This window comes from Methylobacterium sp. 77, from assembly GCF_000372825.1.
Classification (GTDB): domain Bacteria; phylum Pseudomonadota; class Alphaproteobacteria; order Rhizobiales; family Beijerinckiaceae; genus Methylobacterium.
The window spans coordinates 2652144-2675367 of the sequence record NZ_KB910516.1; the positions used below are offsets into that span (position 1 = coordinate 2652144).

Annotated in this window: 22 protein-coding genes; 10 read left to right on the top strand and 12 right to left on the bottom strand. The window is 63.6% G+C overall.

What is annotated here, in order from left to right; translation table 11 throughout:
• The first annotated feature begins 75 nt into the window (after positions 1-75).
• Entirely contained in the window at positions 76-840 is a 765-nt protein-coding gene (fliP, locus tag A3OK_RS0112545) for a flagellar type III secretion system pore protein FliP (protein WP_019905224.1), read from the top strand.
• A gap of 22 nt (positions 841-862) precedes the next feature.
• On the opposite strand, the gene A3OK_RS0112550 is transcribed toward fliP, so the two are convergent.
• From A3OK_RS0112550 to A3OK_RS0112570, 4 genes are all read right to left on the bottom strand, one after another.
• Positions 863-1168 carry a hypothetical protein gene (locus A3OK_RS0112550; RefSeq protein ID WP_019905225.1) on the bottom strand — a complete coding sequence of 102 codons (306 nt, stop codon included), beginning with the start codon at positions 1166-1168 and terminating at the stop codon, positions 863-865.
• Entirely contained in the window at positions 1165-3465 is a 2301-nt protein-coding gene (locus A3OK_RS0112555; RefSeq protein WP_019905226.1) for an FdhF/YdeP family oxidoreductase, read from the bottom strand. The genes A3OK_RS0112550 and A3OK_RS0112555 overlap by 4 nt, the downstream gene beginning before the upstream one ends.
• A gap of 342 nt (positions 3466-3807) precedes the next feature.
• Positions 3808-4896, bottom strand: coding sequence for a quinone-dependent dihydroorotate dehydrogenase (locus tag A3OK_RS0112565; protein WP_019905228.1), 1089 nt, complete (start codon positions 4894-4896; stop codon positions 3808-3810).
• Positions 4893-5255 (bottom strand): DUF952 domain-containing protein, encoded by a 363-nt coding sequence (locus tag A3OK_RS0112570; protein WP_019905229.1) that lies wholly within the window; start codon positions 5253-5255, stop codon positions 4893-4895. The genes A3OK_RS0112565 and A3OK_RS0112570 overlap by 4 nt, the downstream gene beginning before the upstream one ends.
• Before the next feature lie 203 nt (positions 5256-5458).
• On the opposite strand from A3OK_RS0112570, the gene A3OK_RS0112575 reads away from it, so the two are divergent.
• From A3OK_RS0112575 to A3OK_RS0112595, 5 genes are all read left to right on the top strand, one after another.
• Positions 5459-6091, top strand: coding sequence for a helix-turn-helix transcriptional regulator (locus A3OK_RS0112575; protein WP_019905230.1), 633 nt, complete (start codon positions 5459-5461; stop codon positions 6089-6091).
• A 96-nt stretch (positions 6092-6187) separates the two neighbouring features.
• Positions 6188-7300, top strand: a complete 1113-nt coding sequence (locus A3OK_RS0112580) for an ATP-binding protein (RefSeq protein WP_019905231.1) — start codon at positions 6188-6190, stop codon at positions 7298-7300.
• A gap of 138 nt (positions 7301-7438) precedes the next feature.
• The gene (locus tag A3OK_RS0112585; protein ID WP_019905232.1) at positions 7439-8410 is read left to right on the top strand and encodes a TIM44-like domain-containing protein; all 972 of its coding nucleotides are present in this window, start codon (positions 7439-7441) and stop codon (positions 8408-8410) included.
• Between the two features lie 611 nt (positions 8411-9021).
• Complete coding sequence (locus A3OK_RS24020; protein WP_155912013.1) at positions 9022-10329, top strand: glycosyltransferase; 1308 nt, start codon at positions 9022-9024, stop codon at positions 10327-10329.
• 485 nt (positions 10330-10814) lie between these two features.
• On the top strand, positions 10815-11096 hold the full coding sequence (locus A3OK_RS0112595; protein WP_019905234.1) for a hypothetical protein: 282 nt from the start codon (positions 10815-10817) through the stop codon (positions 11094-11096).
• Between the two features lie 410 nt (positions 11097-11506).
• Here the strand turns inward: A3OK_RS0112595 and A3OK_RS0112600 are convergent, their stop codons facing one another.
• Complete coding sequence (locus A3OK_RS0112600; protein WP_019905235.1) at positions 11507-13654, bottom strand: sodium-translocating pyrophosphatase; 2148 nt, start codon at positions 13652-13654, stop codon at positions 11507-11509.
• Positions 13655-13997: 343 nt separating this feature from the next.
• On the opposite strand from A3OK_RS0112600, the gene A3OK_RS0112605 reads away from it, so the two are divergent.
• From A3OK_RS0112605 to A3OK_RS0112620, 4 genes are read left to right on the top strand one after another with little or no spacing between them, the layout of a single operon-like run.
• On the top strand, positions 13998-14588 hold the full coding sequence (locus A3OK_RS0112605) for a DUF1285 domain-containing protein (RefSeq protein ID WP_026597216.1): 591 nt from the start codon (positions 13998-14000) through the stop codon (positions 14586-14588).
• Positions 14585-15223 (top strand): CoA pyrophosphatase, encoded by a 639-nt coding sequence (locus tag A3OK_RS0112610; protein WP_019905237.1) that lies wholly within the window; start codon positions 14585-14587, stop codon positions 15221-15223. The genes A3OK_RS0112605 and A3OK_RS0112610 overlap by 4 nt, the downstream gene beginning before the upstream one ends.
• Positions 15224-15256: 33 nt before the next feature.
• Positions 15257-15514 carry a DUF6111 family protein gene (locus A3OK_RS0112615; RefSeq protein WP_019905238.1) on the top strand — a complete coding sequence of 86 codons (258 nt, stop codon included), beginning with the start codon at positions 15257-15259 and terminating at the stop codon, positions 15512-15514.
• Positions 15511-16779: a CCA tRNA nucleotidyltransferase gene (locus A3OK_RS0112620; protein ID WP_019905239.1), complete on the top strand. Its 1269-nt coding sequence runs from the start codon at positions 15511-15513 to the stop codon at positions 16777-16779. Before A3OK_RS0112615 ends, A3OK_RS0112620 begins: the two co-directional genes overlap by 4 nt.
• Before the next feature lie 16 nt (positions 16780-16795).
• Here the strand turns inward: A3OK_RS0112620 and atpC are convergent, their stop codons facing one another.
• From atpC to A3OK_RS0112655, 7 genes are all read right to left on the bottom strand, one after another.
• Positions 16796-17197 (bottom strand): ATP synthase F1 subunit epsilon, encoded by a 402-nt coding sequence (gene atpC, locus A3OK_RS0112625; protein ID WP_019905240.1) that lies wholly within the window; start codon positions 17195-17197, stop codon positions 16796-16798.
• Positions 17198-17275: 78 nt separating this feature from the next.
• The gene (locus A3OK_RS0112630) at positions 17276-17524 is read right to left on the bottom strand and encodes a hypothetical protein (protein ID WP_019905241.1); all 249 of its coding nucleotides are present in this window, start codon (positions 17522-17524) and stop codon (positions 17276-17278) included.
• Between the two features lie 4 nt (positions 17525-17528).
• Complete coding sequence (atpD, locus tag A3OK_RS0112635; protein ID WP_019905242.1) at positions 17529-18989, bottom strand: F0F1 ATP synthase subunit beta; 1461 nt, start codon at positions 18987-18989, stop codon at positions 17529-17531.
• 20 nt (positions 18990-19009) lie between these two features.
• On the bottom strand, positions 19010-19885 hold the full coding sequence (locus tag A3OK_RS0112640) for a F0F1 ATP synthase subunit gamma (protein WP_019905243.1): 876 nt from the start codon (positions 19883-19885) through the stop codon (positions 19010-19012).
• 161 nt (positions 19886-20046) lie between these two features.
• Positions 20047-21576 (bottom strand): F0F1 ATP synthase subunit alpha, encoded by a 1530-nt coding sequence (gene atpA / locus A3OK_RS0112645; RefSeq protein ID WP_019905244.1) that lies wholly within the window; start codon positions 21574-21576, stop codon positions 20047-20049.
• Positions 21577-21647: 71 nt separating this feature from the next.
• A complete protein-coding gene (locus A3OK_RS0112650) occupies positions 21648-22217 on the bottom strand; it encodes a F0F1 ATP synthase subunit delta (protein ID WP_019905245.1) in 570 nt (189 codons plus the stop codon).
• 258 nt (positions 22218-22475) lie between these two features.
• Positions 22476-23171: a DsbA family protein gene (locus tag A3OK_RS0112655; protein ID WP_019905246.1), complete on the bottom strand. Its 696-nt coding sequence runs from the start codon at positions 23169-23171 to the stop codon at positions 22476-22478.
• Positions 23172-23224: the final 53 nt, after the last annotated feature.

Here is a 23224-nt window from a genome sequence, read left to right on the forward strand (position 1 = left end):
TCGTTCTCGATCGAGCTTTCTTCGCGGCCAGAGCGCTTGCGCCCGCGCTTCAGGCGACGCAGTTTGCCGCCCGTGATGACACCCGTGAGCCGAACGCCATCCCGTCTCCTCCGTGCCACCGGCCTTCTGCTGGTGGTGAGCGGCCTCATGGCCGCCGGCGTTGTTGCGGCCGAGGCGCAGAGCCTCTCGCTCGATCTCGGCCAGGGTGGAGTGACCGAGCGGGCGCTTCAGCTCGTTGCCCTCATCACCGTCCTCGCACTGGCCCCCTCGGTCCTGGTGATGGCGACCTCCTTCACCCGGATCGTGGTGGTCCTCTCGATCCTGCGCTCGGCGCTCGGCACCCAGAGCGCGCCGCCGAATGCGGTCATTACCAGCCTCGCCTTGTTCCTCACCGCCTTCGTCATGGCGCCGACCGCGCGCGAGGCCTACCGCACCGGCATCGAACCGCTGATTGCCGGGCAGATCACGCAAGGCGTGGCGTTCGATAGGGCATCGGCCCCGTTCAAGACCTTCATGCTGAAGAACGTCCGCGAAAAGGACCTGAAGCTCTTCCTCGACATGGCAAAGGCCCCTACCCCGGCTGGCCCGGAGGCGATCGGCCTCGAGATCGTCACTCCGGCCTTCATGATCTCGGAATTGAGACGGGCCTTCGAGATCGGCTTCCTCCTCTTCATCCCCTTTCTCATCATCGACCTCGTCGTCGCCTCGATCCTGATGGCGGTGGGCATGATGATGGTCCCACCGGCGACGGTGGCGCTGCCGTTCAAGCTGATCTTCTTCGTGCTGGTGGATGGCTGGACGCTGGTGGCGGGGTCGTTGATCCAGAGCTACGGAACATGATCCGGGATTACTCCCCGGCCATTCAGCCGTGGAGGTGATCCAGGATGGCGAGCCCCGCCGGTGTCGCCTGGTAGCGAGCGCGCTGGGTACGCTGGTTCCGCTCGGTGATCGCCAGAAGCTCGGCTTCCGCCGACAGCGTTTCCACTGCACGCAGGACGAGGGCGTGCTCGACGCCGAAGACCCGCGCGAAACTGCGGCTATCGGCGGCGAGCTTCAGATGCAATCCGGCGAGGAGGCCGGCCTCTAGGGTCGAGAGCCCGGGCTGGAGATCGGCAATCGAGTCGGTGACGGCGAGGAACGTCTCGGCATCGGCGGGAGGCTCGCTCACGCGGCCTCTGCCGGACGACGGATCGAGACCATCACCGATTTCGAGGTCGGCGTATCGCTCTCCGTACCGAAGGATGACAGGGGAACGAGGACGTTGAGTTCCGGGTAGTAGCCAGCAAGACTCCCCCTTGGCATGTCGAATGGCACGAGGCGGAAGCCTTCGGCGACGCGCACGACGCCGTCGTCATGAGCGCCGACGATGTCGACACGGTCGCCCGCGGCGGCGCGGAGTTCGGCCAGATCGTCGGGATGGGCAAACAGCACCTTTCGTTCGCCGTAGACGCCGCGATAGCGGTCGTCGAGCCCGTAGACGGTGGTGTTGTACTGGTCGTGGCTGCGGAAGGTCTGGAGCACGAAGACACCGCCCTTCGCCCTTGCCTGCTGATGGTCCGTCGCCTCCGGTAGCGCATCCGCCGCGAAGGTGGCCTTGCCCGACTCCGTCTCGAAATTGCGCTCGGCGGCGAGGTTGCGCAGCATGAAGCCGCGCGGGCGGCGGACCCGGACGTTGTAGCCGGCAAATCCTGGAATGGTGCGCTCGATCAAGGCGCGGATGCCGTCGTAGTCGTCGGCGAGCGCTGCCCAATCGACCTTGTCCGAGCCGACGGTGGCGGCGGCCATTCCGGCGATGATTCCGATTTCGGAGCGCAGTTCCGGCGAAGCGGGCTTGTTGATGCCACCGGAGCCGTGGACCATGCTCATGGAATCCTCGACCGTGACGATCTGGATCTTGCCCTTCGAATTTCGATCGATCTCGGTGCGACCGAGACAGGGCAGCAGGTAGGCGACACGACCCGGCACGAGGTGCGAGTGGTTGAGCTTCGTGGCGATGTGGACGGTGAGCTCGCACGAGGCGAGCGCCTTGGCCACGAGCGCGGTATCCGGTGTGGCCCGGGCGAAGTTGCCGCCGAGGCCGATGAAGGCCTTCGAGGACCCGTCGAGCATCGCACCGATGGCGCCGATCACGTTGTGGCCGTGCTTGCGCGGCGCGACGAAGCCCACTTCGCGCTCCAGAGCATCGAGGAGAGCGGCGGGGGGCTTCTCGTTGATGCCCACCGTGCGGTCGCCCTGCACGTTGGAATGGCCGCGCACGGGGCACAGACCGGCGCCGGGCCGACCGACATTGCCGCGCAGGAGCATGACGTTGGTCATCTCGCGGATCGTCGCCACCGAATGCTTGTGCTGGGTGACACCCATGGCCCAGGTGCAGATGACCTTGTCGGCGCCGAGATAGACCTCGGCCGCGACCTCGATATCGGCGCGGGACAAGCCGGACTGATCCTCGATCGCATCCCAACCGGTCGCCTCGACCACAGCGCGGTAGGCCTCATGGCCGGCGGCATGGTGACTGAGGAAGGCGAGGTCGAGGACGGACGGTCTGCCGGAGGCGAGCGCCGCGTCGTCGGCTGCGAAGACCGCCTTGGCGATACCGCGGAACACCGCCATGTCGCCGCCCGGACGCGGCTGGTAATAATGGCTCGCCACCGGAGCGCTGGAACCGCGCAGCATCTCCACCGTATTCTGCGGATCGGCGAAACGCTCCAGGCCGCGCTCTCGCACGGGGTTGTAGACCACGACGCGCGCGCCGCGCACGGCCGCCTTGCGCAGGTCGCCGAGCATGCGCGGATGGTTGGTGCCGGGGTTCTGACCGACCACGAAGATCGCGTCCGCCTTTTCGAAATCCTCGAGCAGGACCGTGCCCTTGCCGATGCCGATGGCCGCCTGCAGGGCGATGCCGCTGGCCTCGTGGCACATGTTGGAACAGTCGGGGAAATTGTTGGTGCCGTAGAGCCGGGCGAACAGCTGGTAGACATAGGCCGCCTCGTTGGAGGCGCGGCCGGACGTGTAGAACTCGGCCCGGTCGGGGCTGTCGAGGCCCCGCAGAGTGGCGCCGATCTCCGCGAAAGCGGCATCCCAACTTGTCGGCAGGTAGCGGTCGCTGGCCGCGTCGTAGCGCATCGGGTGGGTCAGACGGCCCTCGCCTTCCAAGGCGTAATCCGTCCATCCGCGCAGGTCCGAAACGGTATGCTTGGCGAAGAATTTCGGCGGTGTGCGCTTGTCCGTCGCCTCCCAGGAGACCGCCTTGACGCCGTTCTCGCAGAACTCGAACGACGAACCGTGAGCCGGATCACCCCAGGCGCAGCCGGGACAATCGAATCCGTCGGGCTGGTTCGCCTTCAGCATGGCCCGCGCGCCGGAGAGCGGAGCCCGACTTCCGAGGAGATGCTTGCCGCAACTCTTCAGTGCACCCCAGCCGCCGGCTGCGGACGAGCGCTTCGGGGACGCGACCGGGTGATCCATGAACGATCCTGGTTCGGCAGATATGGCCTGGACGGTGCCATCGCAGATCGATGTCATCGTGGATGCCAGCAGCGATATCGCACCGCACAAGGGTCACTCAATCGGGAGAAAACGCAGGACAGTCATGCGCTTGCAACGTCTCATTGACAGGAAATCGAGCAGTCTTTCCGAGTTCTAAACTGAGCCCCGCTTCAAACACATGAATCGCATGCGATCAACGCGGGGGCAGCGCTCTGACACAGCGCTCGAAAGTGCTTCGTCGGGCGGGCTTCCATGCACGGCAGGGCAGCGGCGTTCGACGTGCCACGGCCGGCCTTGCGGGAAATTCAGACTCCCACTCGTCTACGCCGCATCCATCCCGAGGGTCGCCAGCGCCGAGGCATCCCGTCCGACGATTGCGGAAAGGTCTCGTTCGCCCTCGGCGGCAAGCCGGCGTAGCAGGCCAGCCTTGATCGAGCCGACCAAACCGGGACCGGCATAGACCAAGGCCGAATAGAGTTGCAGCAGGCTCGCTCCCGCACGGATCTTCGTCCAGGCGGCCTCGGCGGAATCGATGCCGCCGACGCCGACGAGCGGGATAGTGCCGCCGACGCGGAGATAGGTCTCGGCGAGAAGCCGGGTCGCCGGCGCGAAGAGCGGCCGGCCGGACAGGCCGCCAGTTTCCTTCGCCAGGGACGTCTCGGCGAGGTGGGCCGGCCGGGCAACGGTAGTGTTTGAGATGACGAGGCCCTGGACTTTGCGGCGCAAGGCGGTGGCGACGATGGAATCCAAGGCTTCGAGCGAAATGTCCGGGGCGATCTTCAGCAGGATCGCGGTCTGCTCTGACGCCTTGTCGCGAGCTTCGACGACGCGGCCGAGTAGATCGTCGAGGAACGCCTCACCCTGGAGATCGCGCAGACCGGGTGTATTCGGCGAGGAGACGTTGACCGTCACAAAGGCGACGTGCGGCGCCAGCGCCGTGGTGCAGGCTACGTAATCGGCGATCCGGTCGTTCGAATCCTTGTTGGCGCCGATATTGATGCCCACCAATCCGGCTCTGCCGGACCGGTCGGCGAGGCGTCCACGCACGACGTCGAGCCCTTCGCTGTTGAGGCCGAAGCGGTTGATGACGGCGCCGTCGGCGCTCAGGCGAAACACGCGGGGACGCGGGTTGCCGGGCTGCGGCTTCGGCACCACCCCACCGACCTCGACGAAGCCGAATCCGAGGCCGAGCAGCGCGTCAGGCACCTGCGCGCCCTTGTCGAAACCCGCAGCCAGACCGACGGGGTTGGGAAACCGGCGGCCGAAAGCCGTGACGGCGAGCCTGGCGTCATCCTGTGCCGGCCGACGTGGCGGCAACAGCGAGAGACCGCGCAAAGTGAGATTGTGTGCCGTCTCGGCGTCGAGACCATGCAGGATCGGCTTCGCCAGGGGAAAGAGCGCGCCGATCATGCCGGTTCACCCGACGCCGTCACGCCTGCAGGAAAGGCATGCCGGCCGTCCGGCCCAATCGGAAGCTCGGCGACGGACCTCACCGAATCGAGCGGCAGGTCGCCGTAGAGATGGGGGAACAGCGCACCGCCTCGGGACGGTTCGTAGCGTAGCGCCTCGCCCAGCGCATCGGCCTCGATGCCGATGAGAAGAAGATCGGAGATGCCGGAGAAATGGCGTGACGCCGTCTCCGCGACTTGATCCGCGGCGGAAAAATGGATGAAGCCATCGGCCAGATCCACAGGGGCACCGACAAATCGCCCGAGCGATTCGGCCTGCCGCCACAAGGTGCGCGGACAAATCTTGTAGATCAGGGGCATCGCGCGTTGCTTCCGGTTCGAAGGCCCCCGCGATAGAACGGTGCCGCCTCCATCGCAACCGTGAACGACTTCTATCCCAGGTCGTTAGTCCGAAGGTTCTACACCTTCAGGATAATGTCCATGTGCCGTTGCTTCCGGCGTGTTTTAGTTCTACTTTCCTAGAGCTAGGCTGTCTGTCTTAGCCGCCTTGATCGAGCCTTGCCATGCTGTCTCACGAGCAGATCTGGACCGCGATCGACCGACTCGCGGAACGCCACGGATTTTCCGCCTCCGGTCTCGCACGCCGCGCCGGCCTCGATGCGACGAGTTTCAACCGGTCGAAGCGGATCGGGCCGGACGGTCGCAAGCGCTGGCCCTCCACAGAATCAGTGTCGAAGGTTCTCGCGGCCACCAACGCGACGCTCGACGATTTCCTTCGCCTCATCGAGCCGCGGGACGGCATGCCGCGCGCGATGGTCCCGCTGATCGGCCTGACGCAGGCCGGCGCGGGCCGGCTCTTCACCGAAGAGGGCATGCCTACCGGTGGCCCCGGCTGGGAGGAGATCGAGTTTCCCGATCTCGGCGAGGACCGGGCCTTCGCCCTGGAAGTACAGGGCGATTCCATGGAGCCGCTCTACCGCGACGGCGACGTGCTCATCGTCTCCCCCACCGCCAGCGTGCGCAAGGGCGACCGCGTGGTGGTGCGGCTGGTCAATGGCGAGGTGCTGGCCAAGGAATTGCGCCGTAAGACAGCGCGGACGATCGAGTTGCTCTCGCTGAATCCGAGCCACCCCGAACGCGTCGTCCAGATGGGCGAGATCGCCTGGATCGCGCGGGTGATGTGGGTGCGGCAGTAGCGATCGTCAGGACAGGCCGGTGCGAGGCAACTTGGCGCCGGCACCGGATGCGCTTATCGCTGGGTCGCTATCCGCCCCGACGAGCCTGGACACAGCATGGCGTTGCCTGACGAGGACGGCGAACGAGACGAGGATTCGAACAGGGACATCGCTTTCCGTCCGGCCTTCGATGCCAGTGCCGTTCCGGCCGTGCTGATCGATCCGGGAAAGGCGACCATCGTCTCCGCGAATCCTGCCTTTGCCCGTCTCACCGGCCACGAGGCCGGCGATCTCGATGGGCGCGACATCCACCTTCTCCTCGGCGCCAATACCGACAAGGAAGCCCGCACCGCCTTCGCCGCCGCCCTCGCCGGGAAGCGGCCCGAAGGAATCGAGGTTCTGGCATGGCGGAGGAACGGCTCGACCTTCTGGGCGGAAATCTTCGCGGTGAGTCTTCCCGATACGGATCTCCTCCTCGCTCAGGTCGTCGACGTGACGCGCCGGAGGGATGCGGAGGGAGCCCTCGCTTTGTCGCGACAGCGTGAAGCGCTGGGGCTGCTCACCAACAGCGTCGCCCACGAGTTCAACAACTTCCTGCAGATCCTCATCGGCTATATCGACGGGCTGAAGCGGCGCCTGTCCGACCGAGAAGAGCCCTTCATCCAGCGGGCGGTGACCCGGTCCACCGACGCCGCCGAACGGGCGACGATCCTGACTCGCCAGCTTCTCACCTTCTCGCGGCGGATCGCACCGGACGTCCGGCCCGTCGACATGAATGCGCTCATCACCGCCTTCGGGACACACCGCCGCGGGACCCTCCCCCCCGGCGTAACGCTGACGATCCGGACGGCACCGAATCTTCCCAATGGATTGAGCAACCCGACCCAAGTGGATCTGGCGCTCTCCCACATCCTGGCGAATGCCTGCGAGGCGATGCCGCGCGGTGGCACCGTCGAGATCGCGAGCTTCCCGGTGCCTCCGGGCGATCCCGCCATCCGCCGGCCGGGGGACGGCGCAATCGGGATTCTGGTACGTGATACCGGACACGGGATGTCGCCGGAGATGGCGGCCCGCGCACTCGCTCCCTTCATCACCACGCGGGAGGCCGGGCGCGGCACCGGGCTCGCCATCGTCCATGGGCTGGTGAAGCGCCAGAACGGCACTGTCTCCCTCGACAGCAAGCCCGGTGAGGGAACGACGGTGCGAATGATTTTTCCGGCCGCCGGCTGAGTGCGTCACGCTTTCTTTCGCATGGTCCGCCGGACAAAAGCGGCGATGGGAATGGACTAAAACTCTTCTTCCAACGTCACCATATGAGGTTCGGCATTCCCGCCGCGACCATCTCAGACTTCGTTCAGAGGCGTATTCATGTTCACCTCCTCCACGCGTCGCACGCGCGCCGCGACCATCTTCGCGCTTGCCGCGGTGCTGGCCGTCGCTGCGCCCGTTGCCGAGGCCCGTCCGGGCGGCGGCGGCGGCATGGGCTCGCGCGGCTCGAAGACGTTCAATGCACCCTCTTCCACGACTACGGCCCCGAGCGCGGCGCCGATCCAGCGCTCGCAGACGCAGCCCGGACCGGCCATGGGTAATCCCGGCATGAACAGTGCCGCCACGCAGCGCCCCCGCTTCGGCGGCGGGTTCATGGCCGGCCTGCTCGGCGCGGGCCTGCTCGGCGCGCTTCTGGGCGGTGGCTTCTTCGGCGGCCTCGGCGGTATCGCATCGATGATCGGCCTCCTCTTGCAGGTCGGCCTCATCGTGATGGTCGTGGCCTTCGCCGTGCGCTGGTTCCGCCGCCGCCAGGGCAGCCCGGCCCCCGCCGGCTATGCCCGTTCGGAAATGTCCGGCAATTCCAACCAGGGCGGATATGGCTCCGCTCCTGGCATGGGAGCCGGACCGGCGATGGGTGCTGCTCCGCGCGGTGCCCCGCAGCCGACCATCGGCAAGGTCGATATTGGCCCCGGCGATTTCCAGAGCTTCGAGATCGCGCTCAACGACGTTCAGACGGCCTATGGCCGCGAGGACGTCCAGGCGTTGCGCAACCTCGCGACACCGGAAATGGCGAGCTACTTCATCGAGGAACTGGGCGCCAACGAATCCCGTGGCGTGGTCAACCGGATCTCGAATGTGAAGTTGCTGCAGGGCGACCTGTCGGAAGCCTGGAGCGAGGGCCGGATGGAATACGCCACCCTGGCGATGCGCTACGCCATCACCGATGTGACGATCGACCGTCGCAGCAACCAGACCGTCGAAACCGGCGAGCCGGAGGCCCTGGAGCTCTGGACTTTCGTGCGCGAGCGCGGCGGCCGTTGGATCCTTTCGGCGATCCAGCAGGGTCGCTAATCGTCCTCTTCCCGACTCTCTTCCCAGACAAAAAGGGCCGCGCAGCGAAAACTGCGCGGCCCTTTCATTTCTAGGCGTGCATCCGGGCGGCTGGGGAGCTCGGGACCCGGGTGTCCGGTCGAGGCGGTCTGCTCAAGAGCCCGGACCCGGCACTTTGCATCGCTGGACAGTAGCGCGGCGTAGGCGCCGGGATCCGGGCCTTGGTCCAGCACAACCTCGATTTTTTGGGCGAAGGCGCGGTCTTGTGAGAGCCTGACAATGCGGATCCGATGTGGGCGCAAGCCGTGCGCTTCCTCGATCCGTTGCAGGGAAGCGCATTAAGATCCTATTGCGTTTGGACACGACGCGCCCGTTCCATTGGTCGACCTCATGCGGCAGCTCCGAACAGACGAGCGCTCGTACTCCCCCCACCGTTCGCGTGGAATGCGACGGGCGGCGGGCGGGGGGGCCTGATGGCCAAGTAGGGCCTTCTCTGCGACGCGCTTTTGCCAGCGCCAAGCTGCGGGCAACCTGACACAGCCCTGCTGAGGTGATTCAATACATTATGGAATGCGGTTGCGAGGCGGTTCTCCAGGGCGTTGCGTCCGAGATCGGGCGGACACGCGGCAGGGATGGCACCTGCGCCGGAAACCCGCCCCTTCTCAAGGGCTCCTCCGAACGCGGTGGGTGTGCACGCTGGTGAAAAACGCCGCGTGATCCAGGCTGGCGGCCAGGTCGCTTCTCTCGATCGTGGGAAGTTTGCCAGCGACCGGCTGGCGCCGAGTATTATTGTCCGAGAACGAGCACGTTCCCACTCGCAAAATCTCGTCATTGCTACTAGAGGTGGTACTCAAGCCCCGAAATTGTGCGGCTTCCTTTATTCAAGAGGGAGAAAAATCTTGGTTAGAAAAAATAGTGTTTCCGCAGAAAAAGCAATGAAAGCTCCCGACGCGGAAACATTGCATGAATATAACTCAGATTTTTCACTGCCAAAATTCGCAAACAGGCGCCATTTATCCAACTTGATATTATCTTTTATTGACAATAATAAGCTTGATCAAGCTCGTAGTGCCATCGATGTATTGAGTTCAATGCCGTCAAAAGACGAAACCTTAACTTTTGCCGGAATGAATACAAAAGAGCAAACTTTGCGCAGATTGCTGGCAAAAAAGGCTGGCAACAAATTCGAAGCCATTGGATTAGCAGAAAATCAGACCCCAAACCCAGAAGCATTGAAAGTCTCAACAGCAAGTCTAGAAGATCTCAAGCTTTCAAGTGAGCATGGACGGAGAGAAATTCCAAAGATAATCCATCAGGTATGGATAGGCACCAAGCCATGCCCTGTAGGGTCACCAGATTACTGGCGGAAATGGTGTGCAAAGTACGGCTATGAATACCATTTATGGACTCAAGAGGAAGTAGAAAAGCTTCGCTGCTACGAGAGTCCTGCTTACACCATTTATTTGAAGCGTAAGCTTTACGCTGGGGTTGTCGATGTAATACGAGCTGAAATACTGCATGATATCGGCGGCCTGTATGTCGATATGGACATGTTTCCAGTCGATGTCGGGGCTTCGTACCACGAACTTCTGAGTATGAACGGACTAGTCGGGCTTCCAGCCGGACATTATCGTCAGCTCGGATTGGGGGCTCTGTTTCTTACAAATAACGTTATGGGGTCAACAGCCCAACATCCCGTAATGCGTAGATATATTGAAGGAATGACTCCGTCAGCTGCCGCGTTACCCGATGCCCCAGCATGGTGGACAGTCGGCGGATGCCTCTTGACTGCCGCGTTATTATCAACAACCAACGTCATTTCGCGCGCGCACATGGCAACAAGTTCAAGAATTTACGATATGGATATAATTGATCAAAGGATAAAACAGCTTGAATCCGGAAATAAGCTCAAATTGTTTTATAGTGTTAAGTTTTGGTAACCGCGATAATTTTTATTATCTAACAGGCGGCACTCAATTATTTTACAAAAGTAGGCCCCTATTTAAGACAAAATATTCACCTTTCTACATTCACGCACATAAGTCGATACATCAGTCATCTCGACAGCCCTCGGTCGAAGGCGCGCCTTCGACTAGAGTGTCGGCTTGAAATTGCTCACATCTTGTTGGATCTCAGGCACGGCAGGTCTATTAAACCGAGCCAAGCCTTCAAGAAAATACTTTATATAACGCGTCGCTCTAAGTCTGCCTGAACACACCCAAATTAAATCAAACCAATTCTTCGAAACACCGATTTGCCCGACGCTACACCTGAATTCTATAGCTCGCATTTAGTGTCTTAAATAACCAATTACGTCGAAAACGAATGACACTCATCGGGTCGCTGTGGGCGAACCGGCCAACAGACATGCGATCTAGGATTTCGGTCACGGCTGACCCCTTAATCGGGCATGAAAGGTGGACGTATGGGCGCTGAAACCGAATGGACAGCTGATTTGGAGGTGATCATCGATACCGGGCGATTTGGAGAGGTGAGGGTCATTCGCGGCGATCAGGTCGAGCTCGTATGTAGGGAAGCGGAGGCGTACTTGCGATTGGTTTTCGAGGCAGGTCTTTCATGTTCTGTCGAAGTGAACTCACCACAGATCGAGCACGACCGTATACAAGCGCAAATTAATGTCTTCGCCGCGTCGTACGGGAAAGCAGGATATCCATTCATGGATGTGACGCGGTTCCTGGCGCAATGAAGGCTTTCGTCCCTCGGTCTCGATGCATTCGATGAATGTATTTACGATCTGGGACAGCTCGGCAGCGCCGGCCGAGGTAAAAGCTGCCCTAAGGCGTATTGGCTGATTGGCTACGCGCCGAAGGCTGATCCTTGGTAGAACAGGACGATGTTGGTCATTGGCAGTCAGTAATGGCGAGGCGGTCACAGCGTGACTCACCGACATACCCTCATGATAGCGAGGGTCACTGTCCGCGAAGCTGCGACTTAAAACAAGGTAATCCAAATTCTAGATAACCAAGCAATGACTAACCCTTTTGAGGCTAGCGCTGTTGCTCCAAGCCAGAACATGCAGGGCCACAGCTCCATTAGAAGCGGCAGCCCTGCTTTACTCTAGATCGATTAAGCCGAGACCTTTGATTTCGTTGCCACCTAAAGGTGGGCCAGCACCGCCAGAAGCAGAAGAGCGATGATGTTGGTGATCTTGATGGCGGGGTTCACGGCGGGTCCCGCCGTGTCCTTGTAGGGGTCACCGACGGTGTCGCCGGTCACCGCCGCCTTGTGTGCGTCGGAACCCTTGCCGCCGTGGTGTCCGTCCTCGATGTACTTCTTGGCGTTGTCCCACGCGCCGCCGCCGGAGGTCATCGAGATCGCGACGTAGAGGCCGGTCAGGATCACGCCGAGCAGGGACGCGCCCACGGTGGCGAAGGCTTGGTTCTTGCCGGCGATCGCCTGGATCACGAAGAACAGCACGATCGGCGACAGAACCGGCAGGAGCGAGGGCAGGATCATCTCCTTGATCGCCGCGCGGGTGAGCATATCGACGGCTCGTCCGTAATCCGGCCGGTCCGTTCCCGCCATGATGCCGGGCTTTTCACGGAACTGACGCCTCACCTCCTCGACCACCGCACCGGCGGCGCGTCCGACCGCCGTCATCGCCATGCCGCCGAACAGGAACGGGATCAGGCCGCCGAGGAGCAGACCGACGACGACGTAGGGGTTCGACAAGGAGAAATCGACGGTCACGCCCTGGAAGAAGCGGTACTGGGTCGGGCTCGCATTGGCGATGAAGTAGTTCAGGTCGCTGGTGTAGGCGGCGAAGAGCACCAGGGCGCCGAGGCCGGCCGACCCGATGGCATAACCCTTGGTGACGGCCTTGGTGGTGTTGCCGACGGCATCGAGCGCATCGGTGGACTTGCGCACCTCCGGTGGCAGGCCGGCCATCTCCGCGATGCCGCCGGCATTGTCGGTGACCGGGCCGAATGCGTCCAGGGCGACGATGAAGCCCGCGAGCGCCAGCATGGCGGTCACCGCGATGGCGATGCCGAACAGGCCCGCCAGCGAATAGGTGGCGATGATGCCCGCCACGATGACCAAGGCCGGCAGCGCCGTCGATTCCAGTGAGATCGCCAGGCCCTGAATCACGTTGGTCCCGTGACCGGTGACGGAAGCGTCCGCGATCGACTTCACCGGACGGAAGTTGGTGCCGGTATAGTACTCGGTGATCACCACGATGAGTGCGGTGATGACGAGGCCGATCACCGCACAGCCGAACAGGCCGCCCGACGTGAAGGTGACGCCGGCATTGGTCTTGAACTCGGTGGCGAAGCCGCCGAACAGCGCGACATTGACGAGGGCGATGGCGACGATGGAGAGCGCGCCAGCCGTGACCAGCCCCTTGTAGAGCGCTCCCATGATCGACTGGTTGGCGCCGAGCCGCACGGCATAGGTGCCGGCGATCGAGGTCAGGATGCAGGACGAGCCGATGGCGAGCGGATAGAGCAGCATCGCCTCGAGGATGTTGCGGCCGCCGATATCGGTCTGGCCGGCGAAGAAGATCGCGGCGAGCACCATGGTGGCGACGACCGTCACCGCGTAGGTCTCGAACAGGTCGGCCGCCATGCCGGCGCAGTCACCGACATTGTCGCCCACGTTATCGGCGATAGTGGCGGGGTTGCGCGGATCGTCTTCGGGAATACCGGCCTCGACCTTGCCGACGAGATCGCCGCCGACATCGGCACCCTTGGTGAAGATGCCGCCGCCGAGGCGGGCGAAAATCGAGATCAACGAGGCGCCGAAGCCGAGTGCCACCAGCGAGTCGATGACTTCACGGCTGGCCGGGGCGAGGCCCGATACTCGCGTGAGGAACGTGTAGTAGAGCGCGACGCCCAGGAGCGCGAGACCGGCGACGAACATGCCGGTGACGGCACCCGACTTGAAGGCCACGTCGAGGCCTGCTCCGAGCGATGTCGAGGCCGCCTGTGCCGTACGGACGTTCGCGCGCACCGATACGTTCATGCCGATGAAGCCGGCAGCGCCCGAGAGCACGGCACCGATGAGGAAGCCGATGGCGACCTTGAGCCCGAGGAAGTAGGCCAAAGCCACGAATAGAACCAATCCGACGATACCGATGGTGGCGTATTGCCGACGCAGATAGGCCTGCGCGCCTTCCGCGATCGCCCCGGCGATCTCCTGCATCCGCTGAGTGCCGGCGTCGCGCTTCATGACGTCGTTGATCGTGACGATGCCGTAGGCGACGGCGCACAGCCCGCCCAGGATAATAAGCAACAATGCGGTCATTCTACCGTCCTTGCGTTGTTATCATGATTGTCGAGCTTGGCTGGCCGGCCGCGGGACGAAGCGCTCGGTGTGATTTCGGCATTCCCTCCCTGGGATGCACGCTCTGAGTGCCAAACTTCTGGGGCGAGCGCAAATGCTGCCTAGCTTTTTCAGCAGCGAATATTTTTGCATCGCACAAATCGCTAAGAGTTTGATTGAAATCATTCGTATTCGCACGTTATCCTGCGTTGTTCGATTCAGGATGCAGCGCAGCGAAACGAGACGCGCCGGCATCTGCCTCGGCATCGTTTCCCAACTCAGGGGACGGTTTCAAACGCGCGAGAACGCGTTATCTCCTGAACCCATGACACAGACAGTACAGCCCGCACCGGACCCGGCCATCGCCCGGCTCAGTCTGGCGCTCGACGGAATGCCCCAGCGCGGACCGCCGCCGGTGGAGCGCTGGAACCCGCCCTATTGCGGAGAAATCGACATGCGGATCGCCGCGGATGGAACCTGGTTCCACAACGGCTCGCCGATTCAACGCCCGGCGATGGTCAAGCTGTTCTCCTCCATTCTCAGGCGGGAACCCGATGGGCGCATCGTGCTGGTGACACCGGTGGAGAGTGTCGGAATCGTCGTGGACGATGCGCCGTTCGTTGCCGTGGAGATGGCGGCGGAGGGGACAGGCGAGGCGCGACGCCTCGCGTTCCGGACCAATGTCGACGACCTCGTCACCGTGGATGCCGACCATGGCCTGCGATTCGAGGAAGGCGAGGATGGAGGCTTGCGGCCCTATGTGCATGTGCGGCGGGGCCTTTGGGCGCTCCTGACCAGGGCCTTGACCTACGACCTCCTGTCACTCGGCGAGGACCGCATGGTCGACGGTCGGCCATGGTTCGGGATCGCTGGTGGCGGTCGTTTCCACGCCGTCGCGCCCAGCGACGGCGTATGAGTTTCGACGCACTCGCCGACCTGCTCGACAGGGCGGGGCGCGGCCTCTCCCCTACCCCGCCCGAGCCCGACGACCCGATCTCGAACCCGCGGGGCGATCACGACCTCGATCCCGTCGGCATCGCGCTTCGCCCTGGCAAGCCACACCGGCCGGCGGCGGTTCTCGTCCCTGTCTTCGTCAGGGACTCGGAACTCTCGGTGCTGTTCACGGTCAGGGCCTCGCACCTGCGCGACCATTCCGGCCAGATCGCCTTTCCCGGCGGGAAGATCGAACCCGACGACAGGAGCCCCGCCGACGCCGCTCTACGCGAAGCCGAAGAAGAGATCGGACTTCGGGCCACCGACATCCGCATTCTCGGCTATCTCGACGCCTATCTCTCCGCCACAGGCTTCCTGGTCATGCCCGTGGTCGGCCTTTGTGATGCCGATGCGAGGCTCGAACTCGATCCCGGCGAGGTGGAGGAGGTATTCGAGGTTCCGCTGGCACGCCTCATGGACCCGGTCCGCCGCAGGCTCGGTGTCGGCGTGTGGCAGGATCGTCCGCGCCGCTACTACGCGATCCCATTCGGAGAGCGCATGATCTGGGGCGTCACCGCGGGAATCGTGAACAATCTGCACGAACGCCTGTTTCCGTGACATGACGGTCTCCCGCCGCCGCCTGAAAGCCCCATGATCCGTCGCCTCGTCGAAGAAGTCCTCATTTTCCTGCTGCCGTTCGCGCTGTTCGGCCTCTATCTCGCGATCAGGGGACGCAACCCGCGCCACAGCGCCCACTGGGAAGGGTTCGTGTTCCGCCTGACCATGGGAGGGCTCGTGCTGGTAATCCTGTCTCTCGTCCTTACCGGGTTGGTCGGCGAGACGCACCGCGGCGGCTACGTTCCCCCGAGGCTCGAGAACGGACAGGTCGTTCCCGGACATTTCCAATGACGATCCGGACCTTGCATCGCGATGGGCTCGCAGACCTTCTCGCGGATCCGGACATTTCGCATCTGCTCTCAGTGCTGAAGGCGGAGACCGAGGAAACACGCATCGTCGGCGGCGCCGTCCGAGACGCCCTGCTCGGATATGTCAGTTCGGATGTCGATCTCGCCACCACCCTGCTGCCGAAGGAGGTGATGCGGCGTGCAACCGCCACGTCCCTCAGGGCCATTCCCACTGGTATCGAGCATGGGACAGTGACGGTTCTTCGCGGAGACCGGGCATTCGAGATCACGACCCTGCGCGAGGATATCGAGACCGACGGCCGGCATGCGGTAGTGAGGTTCGGGCGGGATTTCGCCCGTGATGCCGCGCGGCGCGACTTTACCATCAACGCTCTCTCCATCGACGAGAAAGGCGAGCTGCACGACACCACCGAGGGCGTCGCCGATCTCGAAACGGGCCGCGTCCGCTTCATAGGCGACGCAGCGACCCGAATTCGCGAGGATGCTCTGCGTATCCTCCGCTTCTTCCGCTTCCATGCACGCTACGGCATCGGCGCCCCGGACCAGGAGGGATTCCGTGCCGCGATGGAAGCGGCGCAAGCTCTCGACGGCCTGTCGCGAGAACGCGTCCGATCGGAACTACTGAAACTCCTCGAAGGCCCTGGCGCCGTCGAGGTGATCGCCACCATGCGCAAGGCCGGGCTGCTGGAGCGTATCATCGGGACGGACGGACACCTCGATCGCTTGACGCGCGCCATCGCGGCAGAAACGATGGATGCTAATCAGATGAGGGCCGCGACGCGACTTGCCGCGCTCGCGGTCGATACCGTCACTGACGCCACATGGTTGAGGCAGGCGCTGCGCCTGTCCAACGAGGAGCACGACCTGCTCGAAGCCTATGCGACCGCGCGGCGCGCGATCGAGAGTCTGCCGACGATCCGAGCCATCGACATGCGTCGGCTGGCAGCCACGCATGACCTGCCGGGTTTAGCTCTGGCTGTCGATGTGCTGAGCCCAGCCCGGACGCAACAGATAGGCCCCGAGGCTCACGCCGAGCTGGCGGCCTTCCTCGACGGGACGCGGCCAGTACCGCGATTTCCCTTGAGAGGGAGCGACCTCGTTACGGCGGGCGTTTCGCCAGGCCGCTCGGTCGGGAAGGGTCTCGAAGCGGCCCGTTCCCTGTGGCTTGAACGGGGATGTCTCTCGGGGGAGGAGGAGCACACCCTTCTCCTCGACTTTGCCGTCGCTGCGGCCGGGACGAAAGGCTGACCGCAGCGCCGGACGATCAGAAGTTCAGGGCGACTTTGGCATCCTGAAGCTGGACGATCTGACCGTTGATCTCATCCTTCTTGGCGAAGTCCTCGGTCGCGTCGCGCTGCATCTCGAGGGCCGCGATGTCCTTGTCCAAGGATTCCGGGGTGATCTCCTCGAACGGGTTGGCCCGCTCGGCGATGACCGTGACCATGGTCGGACCGATATCGGCGAAACCGCCACGCACCAGCACGCGCTTGCCGGCATGACCGGCCTCGTTGATCACGATGACGCCGACCTTGAGAGCGGTCAGGACGGGAGCGTGACCGGGAAGGACGGTCATTTCGCCCTCGACACCGGGGAGTTGCACGGCCTCGATCTGGCCTGAATAGACCGTCCGCTCGGGGCCGACGAAATCGAACTGGAAGGTGGCCATGGCGAGGGTAGTCCCGCTTCGAGTTGTCGTGGTGAAAAAGCGGCGCGGACATTTGAGAGCCGCACCGTGATTATCAGCTCAGGCCTTACGCCGATCGGCAACGAAACCGATCCCAAAACCAAGCACCGCGCCGATCACGGCAAAAAGGCCGACATGCTGCATCTGACCGGTGGTCAGGGAGCCGCCGCGCGTACCTGCCGGCGAATCTCCCTGAACTTCGAGACTGAACGAGCCGATCTTGATCTCGGCGGCTTCGGGCCGGGTGAGATAGCCGGTGAGACCGCCGGCCACGAGGCCGACGATCAGCAGGACGATTTTGGCGTTCAAAGGATCAGGCCGCAGCCGCGATCTTCTTCGCCTTCTCCTTGGCGTCCTCGATCGTGCCGACCATGTAGAACGCCGCCTCAGGCAGGTCGTCGTAATCGCCGTTCACGAGGCCCTTGAAGCCCTTGATGGTGTCGGCGAGCGGAACCTGAATGCCCGGCGAGCCGGTGAAGATCTCGGCCACCGAGAAGGGCTGCGAGAAGAAGCGCTCGATCTTGCGGGCGCGGGCGACGGTGAGCTTGTCCTCCTCGGACAGCTCATCCATGCCCAGGATCGCGATGATGTCCTGGAGCGCCTTGTAGCGCTGCAGGGTCTGCTGGACCTGACGCGCGACGGCGTAGTGCTCCTCGCCGAGAACGGCGGGGTTGAGCATGCGCGAGGTCGAATCCAGCGGATCGACGGCCGGGTAGATGCCCTTCTCGGCGATCGAGCGGGACAGCACGGTGGTGGCGTCCAAGTGGGCGAACGAGGCGGCGGGCGCCGGGTCGGTCAGATCGTCGGCCGGCACGTAGATGGCCTGCACCGAGGTGATCGAGCCCTTGTTGGTGGTCGTGATGCGCTCCTGCAGGGCACCCATGTCGGTGGCGAGCGTCGGCTGGTAGCCCACGGCCGAGGGAATACGGCCGAGAAGAGCCGACACTTCCGAACCGGCCTGGGTGAAGCGGAAGATGTTGTCCACGAAGAACAGAACGTCCTGGCCCTGGTCGCGGAAATCCTCGGCGATGGTCAGGCCGGTGAGAGCCACGCGCGAACGGGCGCCGGGCGACTCGTTCATCTGGCCATAGACCAGAGCGCATTTGGAGCCTTCGGCCGAACCGTTGTTCTCCTTGGGGTCCATGTTGACCTTGGACTCGATCATCTCGTGATAGAGATCGTTGCCCTCGCGGGTGCGCTCGCCGACGCCGGCGAAGACCGAGTAGCCCGAGTGCACCTTGGCGATGTTGTTGATGAGCTCCATGATCAGCACGGTCTTGCCGACGCCGGCGCCACCGAAGAGACCGATCTTGCCGCCCTTCGCGTAAGGAGCGAGGAGATCGACGACCTTGATGCCGGTGACGAGGATCTGCGACTCGGTGGATTGCTCGGCATAGGACGGGGCCGGCTGGTGGATGGCGCGGAGCGTCTCCGACACGATCGGACCGGCTTCGTCGATCGGCTCGCCGATGACGTTCATGATGCGGCCGAGGGTGTTGAAACCGACCGGGACCTTGATGGCCTCGCCGGTATCGGTCACTTCCTGACCACGCACGAGGCCTTCCGACGTGTCCATGGCGACGCAGCGCACGGTGCTCTCACCGAGCTGCATGGCCACTTCGAGGACGAGGCGGTTGCCGTTGTTCTTGGTCTCGAGGGCGTTCAGGATCTCGGGCAGGTGGCCGTCGAAATGAACGTCGACCACGGGGCCGATGACCTGGGTAATCTTGCCGACCTTGGTGGAGCCGGCGCCGGGGAGAGCGGTATTCGCCATGATACGGTCCTTCGATACGGTCAGAGCGCTTCAGCGCCCGAGATGATTTCGATGAGTTCCTTGGTGATCATGGCCTGACGCGTACGGTTGTAGATCTGCGTCTGCTTCTTGATCATCTCGCCCGCGTTGCGCGTGGCGGAATCCATGGCACCCGTGCGTGCGCCCTGCTCGGAAGCCGCGTTCTCGAGGAGCGCGCGGAACACCTGGACGGTGAGGTTGCGCGGGAGAAGCGTGTCGAGGATCGCTTCCTCGCTCGGCTCGAATTCCAGTGCGGCATCGGTAACGGTATCGCCAGCCTCGGGAAGTTCGGCCGGGATGAGTTTCTGCGCAGTCGGCACCTGGGCGATGACCGAGCGGAAGCGTGAGTAGAACAACGTCGCCACGTCGAACTCGCCATCCTCGAAGCGCGAGATGATGCTGTCCGCGATCTCGGCGGCGAACTCGTAATCCACCGGCTTGTTGCCGCGCAGATCGCGATTCTCGATGATCTGGTCACGGTACTGTCGGCGGAGAAGGTCGTAGCCCTTCTTGCCGACGGTGACGATCTTCACCGTCTTGCCTTCGGCCGTCAGCTTGCGGATGTGCTCGCGGGCAAGACGCACGATCGACGAATTGAAGCCGCCGCACAGGCCGCGATCGGCGGTGCAGACCACGAGCAGGTGGACCTTGTCCGAGCCGGTGCCGGACAGGAGCTTCGGACCCTGGACGCCTCCGATGAGGTTCGCGGCGAGATTGCCCAGCACCTGCGACATTTTCTCGGCGTAGGGACGTGCATTCTCGGCAGCATTCTGCGCACGCCGCAACTTGGCGGCGGCGACCATCTGCATCGCCTTGGTGATCTTCTGCGTGCCCTTCACCGAAGCGATGCGGTTACGCAGATCCTTCAAACTCGCCATGGGGTGACTTCCAGATCCGTACGGTGCGGTTCGACGCCATCTCTCCTCCCCCTAGCGGGGAGGAGCCGGAGGTGGGGCGGTGTCGAAGAGGTCTCGGCCTATCCGGCAGAACCTCCACCCCAGCCCCTCTCCGCAATGGGAGAGGGACAAGTCGACGAGCCTTATGCCAGCGACTTGGCGACGCTTTCGACGACGCCCTTCAGCGTCTTCGCGCTGTCGTCGGACAGGTCCTTCGAGTCGCGGATCTTGGTGAGCAGATCGGCGTGCTTGGTGCGCAGGGTCGAGAGCAGAGCGTCCTCGAAGGGACGGACCTTCGAGACCGGCAGGGCGTCGAGGTAGCCGTTCACGCCGGCATAGATCACGGCGACCTGCTCTTCCATCTTCAGCGGCGAGAATTGCGGCTGCTTCAGGAGCTCCGTCAGACGCGAGCCACGATTCAGAAGCTTCTGAGTCGAGGCGTCGAGATCCGAGCCGAACTGCGCGAACGCCGCCATCTCGCGGTACTGGGCGAGCTCGCCCTTGATCTTGCCGGCGACCTTCTTCATCGCCTTCGTCTGGGCCGAGGAGCCCACGCGGGAGACCGAAAGGCCGACATTCACCGCCGGACGGATGCCCTGGTAGAACAGGTCGGTCTCGAGGAAGATCTGGCCGTCGGTGATCGAGATCACGTTGGTCGGGATGTAGGCCGAGACGTCGTTGGCCTGGGTCTCGATGACCGGCAGCGCGGTCAGCGATCCGTTGCCGGCAGCGTCGCCCATCTTGGCGGCGCGCTCGAGCAGGCGCGAGTGGAGATAGAACACGTCGCCCGGGTAAGCTTCGCGGCCCGGCGGGCGGCGCAGCAGAAGCGACATCTGGCGGTAGGCCACGGCCTGCTTGGAGAGATCGTCGTAAACGATCACGGCGTGCATGCCGTTATCGCGGAAATACTCGCCCATGGCGCAACCGGCGAAGGGGGCGATGAACTGCATCGGCGCGGCGTCCGAAGCGGTGGCGGCGATGACGATGGAATATTCGAGCGCGCCGTTGTCCTCCAGGGACTTCACGAACTGGGCGACCGTGGAGCGCTTCTGGCCGATGGCGACGTAGACGCAATAGAGCTTGGCGTTCTCGTCGGTGCCCGCATGGGCCGGCTTCTGGTTGAGGATCGTGTCGAGAGCGATGGCGGTCTTGCCGGTCTGGCGATCGCCGATGATCAGCTCGCGCTGGCCGCGGCCGACGGGGATCAGCGCGTCGATGGCCTTGAGGCCGGTGGCCATCGGCTCATGAACCGACTTGCGCGGAATGATGCCCGGCGCCTTCACGTCGACGCGGCGACGCTCGGTCGTGGCGATGGGGCCCTTGCCGTCGATCGGGTTGCCCAGCGCGTCGACGACGCGGCCGAGCAGCGCCTTGCCGACGGGAACGTCGACGATGGCGCCGGTGCGCTTGACGGTCTGGCCTTCCTTGATGTCGCGATCGGACCCGAAGATCACGATGCCGACGTTGTCCTGCTCGAGGTTGAGGGCCATGCCGCGCACGCCGGACTCGAACTCGACCATCTCGCCGGCCTGGACGCTGTCGAGGCCGTAGGCACGGGCGATACCGTCACCGACGGAGAGCACCTGGCCCACCTCGGTCACTTCGGCTTCCTGGCCGAAATTCTTGATCTGCTCTTTCAGGATCGCGGAGATCTCGGCAGCGCGGATGTCCATCGTCTGGCCTCTTTAAATCGAACGAAGTTGCTGTGGAGAAACGGGAGCGGACCTGCGCCGGAGCGCAGACCTCAGGCTTCCCGCATCGCGAGTCGGATACCGTTGAGCTTGGTCCGCAGGGATGCATCGACCATCCGGCTGCCGATCTTGACGATGAGCCCGCCGATCAGAGCAGGGTCGACGCGCAGGTCGAGATCGATCTCGGAGCCGGCGACGTCGCGCAGCGAGGTCTTGATCTCTTCGAGGACGGCGTCCGAGGGACGCTCGGCCACGGTCACCTCGGCACGCACGATGCCCTTCGATTCGGCCACCAGCCTGCGGAAGGCACGGATCATGTCCGGCAATGCGAACAGGCGGCGATTGGCGGCTGCCAGGCGGATGAAATTGGCACCGAGGCCGGTGATGCCGGCCTTGTCGAGGATCGCACCGATCGCAGCTTCCTGCTGCTCGCCGGTGAAGACCGGGCTGCGCACGAGGCGCGTCAGGTCGGCGCTTTCCTTCAGAAGCTCATCGAAGTTCTGCAGGCTCCCGGCCACGGCATCGATCTGACGCTCGTCGCGGGCCAGCTCGAACAGTGCGGACGCATAGCGACCTGCTACGCCTGCAACCGGGGAACCCGCCTCGGAACTGGTCTGCGCCACGCGCCACTCTCTCTCTTAATCCGGCCCGAGGCTCCGGCCCGTGACACCGTTCTCGGCGTCGGCTCTGAAACCGTCAGGAGTGGGAACCGCCTCGGAATACAGGTCTGAAACCCGTTCTCCCGGCGCGGCGAGGGCCTAGCATGCGTGTTGGGGAGGCGCAAGACGAAGACGGCCGTGCACAGCTTGCACGCACCGAAGGTGCTCGACCTTCGCCAATCCGCGACAACGGTGGCGAAGGTGAGGCGTTCCGGGAAAGCCTCAGCAGGAGATCTGATCGCAGCGGCGCATCGCCCCGATCATCTTTGCCAGCGACCTGGGACCCGGATGCCCGAGAAGGCCGATATTGCCGAGAACATAGGAGGGTGTCGCCGCAAGACCGAGATCGGCGGCCATCCGCATCTGCGCCTTCAAGGCGAGGCGAATCTCTTCGCTGTCGCCGATCGCCTCGATCTCCGCGGCGGGCACACCCAATGACGACGCGGCCTGCAACGCGGCCGTGCCGTCGACCCGACCGGGCTTGCCGAGGAGCTTTTGATACAGCGTCCAGGCAGCTGCGGACCCGAGCCTGCGTTGAACTGCGAGGGCCACCTTGGCCGCCTGCGCCGATTGCGGTGACAGGATCGGATTGTTGACGAGCCCTATGCGCAGCATGGGATCGCTGGAAGAGAGGGACACCATGTCCACCGCCGCCTTCCGGCAATACGGACAATTGTAGTCGAAAAACTCGTAGAGCGTGATCTCCGCCTCGCGCGGACCGACATAGGTGACGCCCTTCAAGGCTGGAATTTCGCCGACGATCTCTCCGGGAAGCCGCGTGTTGGCGACCGGTCGACCATCGTCGTTATCGACCTTGAAGGTCTGGCCGTAGCCCTGGGCACGCACGGCACCCGGAGACGCGACGAGACAGGACAATCCGGCGGATGTGGCGAGGAGGCTCCGGCGGGTGATGTTCATGGATGACGAAGCCCTGGATCTGCGTGTTTGCGAACGGACGATATCGGCGACAC

Bases quoted from the DNA above. Each gene is read 5' to 3' on its own strand.
- A3OK_RS0112575 (WP_019905230.1), top strand. From the start codon at position 5,459: ATGCTGTCTCACGAGCAGATCTGGACCGCGATCGACCGACTCGCGGAA.
- A3OK_RS0112655 (WP_019905246.1), bottom strand. From the start codon at position 23,171: ATGAACATCACCCGCCGGAGCCTCCTCGCCACATCCGCCGGATTGTCC.
- atpA (WP_019905244.1), bottom strand. From the start codon at position 21,576: ATGGACATCCGCGCTGCCGAGATCTCCGCGATCCTGAAAGAGCAGATC.
- A3OK_RS0112600 (WP_019905235.1), bottom strand. From the start codon at position 13,654: ATGACCGCATTGTTGCTTATTATCCTGGGCGGGCTGTGCGCCGTCGCC.
- A3OK_RS0112605 (WP_026597216.1), top strand. From the start codon at position 13,998: ATGACACAGACAGTACAGCCCGCACCGGACCCGGCCATCGCCCGGCTC.
- A3OK_RS0112615 (WP_019905238.1), top strand. From the start codon at position 15,257: ATGATCCGTCGCCTCGTCGAAGAAGTCCTCATTTTCCTGCTGCCGTTC.
- A3OK_RS0112585 (WP_019905232.1), top strand. From the start codon at position 7,439: ATGTTCACCTCCTCCACGCGTCGCACGCGCGCCGCGACCATCTTCGCG.
- A3OK_RS0112640 (WP_019905243.1), bottom strand. From the start codon at position 19,885: ATGGCGAGTTTGAAGGATCTGCGTAACCGCATCGCTTCGGTGAAGGGC.
- A3OK_RS0112570 (WP_019905229.1), bottom strand. From the start codon at position 5,255: ATGCCCCTGATCTACAAGATTTGTCCGCGCACCTTGTGGCGGCAGGCC.
- A3OK_RS0112555 (WP_019905226.1), bottom strand. From the start codon at position 3,465: ATGGATCACCCGGTCGCGTCCCCGAAGCGCTCGTCCGCAGCCGGCGGC.
- atpD (WP_019905242.1), bottom strand. From the start codon at position 18,989: ATGGCGAATACCGCTCTCCCCGGCGCCGGCTCCACCAAGGTCGGCAAG.
- atpC (WP_019905240.1), bottom strand. From the start codon at position 17,197: ATGGCCACCTTCCAGTTCGATTTCGTCGGCCCCGAGCGGACGGTCTAT.
- A3OK_RS0112580 (WP_019905231.1), top strand. From the start codon at position 6,188: ATGGCGTTGCCTGACGAGGACGGCGAACGAGACGAGGATTCGAACAGG.
- A3OK_RS0112565 (WP_019905228.1), bottom strand. From the start codon at position 4,896: ATGATCGGCGCGCTCTTTCCCCTGGCGAAGCCGATCCTGCATGGTCTC.
- fliP (WP_019905224.1), top strand. From the start codon at position 76: ATGACACCCGTGAGCCGAACGCCATCCCGTCTCCTCCGTGCCACCGGC.
- A3OK_RS0112610 (WP_019905237.1), top strand. From the start codon at position 14,585: ATGAGTTTCGACGCACTCGCCGACCTGCTCGACAGGGCGGGGCGCGGC.
- A3OK_RS0112620 (WP_019905239.1), top strand. From the start codon at position 15,511: ATGACGATCCGGACCTTGCATCGCGATGGGCTCGCAGACCTTCTCGCG.
- A3OK_RS0112595 (WP_019905234.1), top strand. From the start codon at position 10,815: ATGGGCGCTGAAACCGAATGGACAGCTGATTTGGAGGTGATCATCGAT.
- A3OK_RS24020 (WP_155912013.1), top strand. From the start codon at position 9,022: ATGGCACCTGCGCCGGAAACCCGCCCCTTCTCAAGGGCTCCTCCGAAC.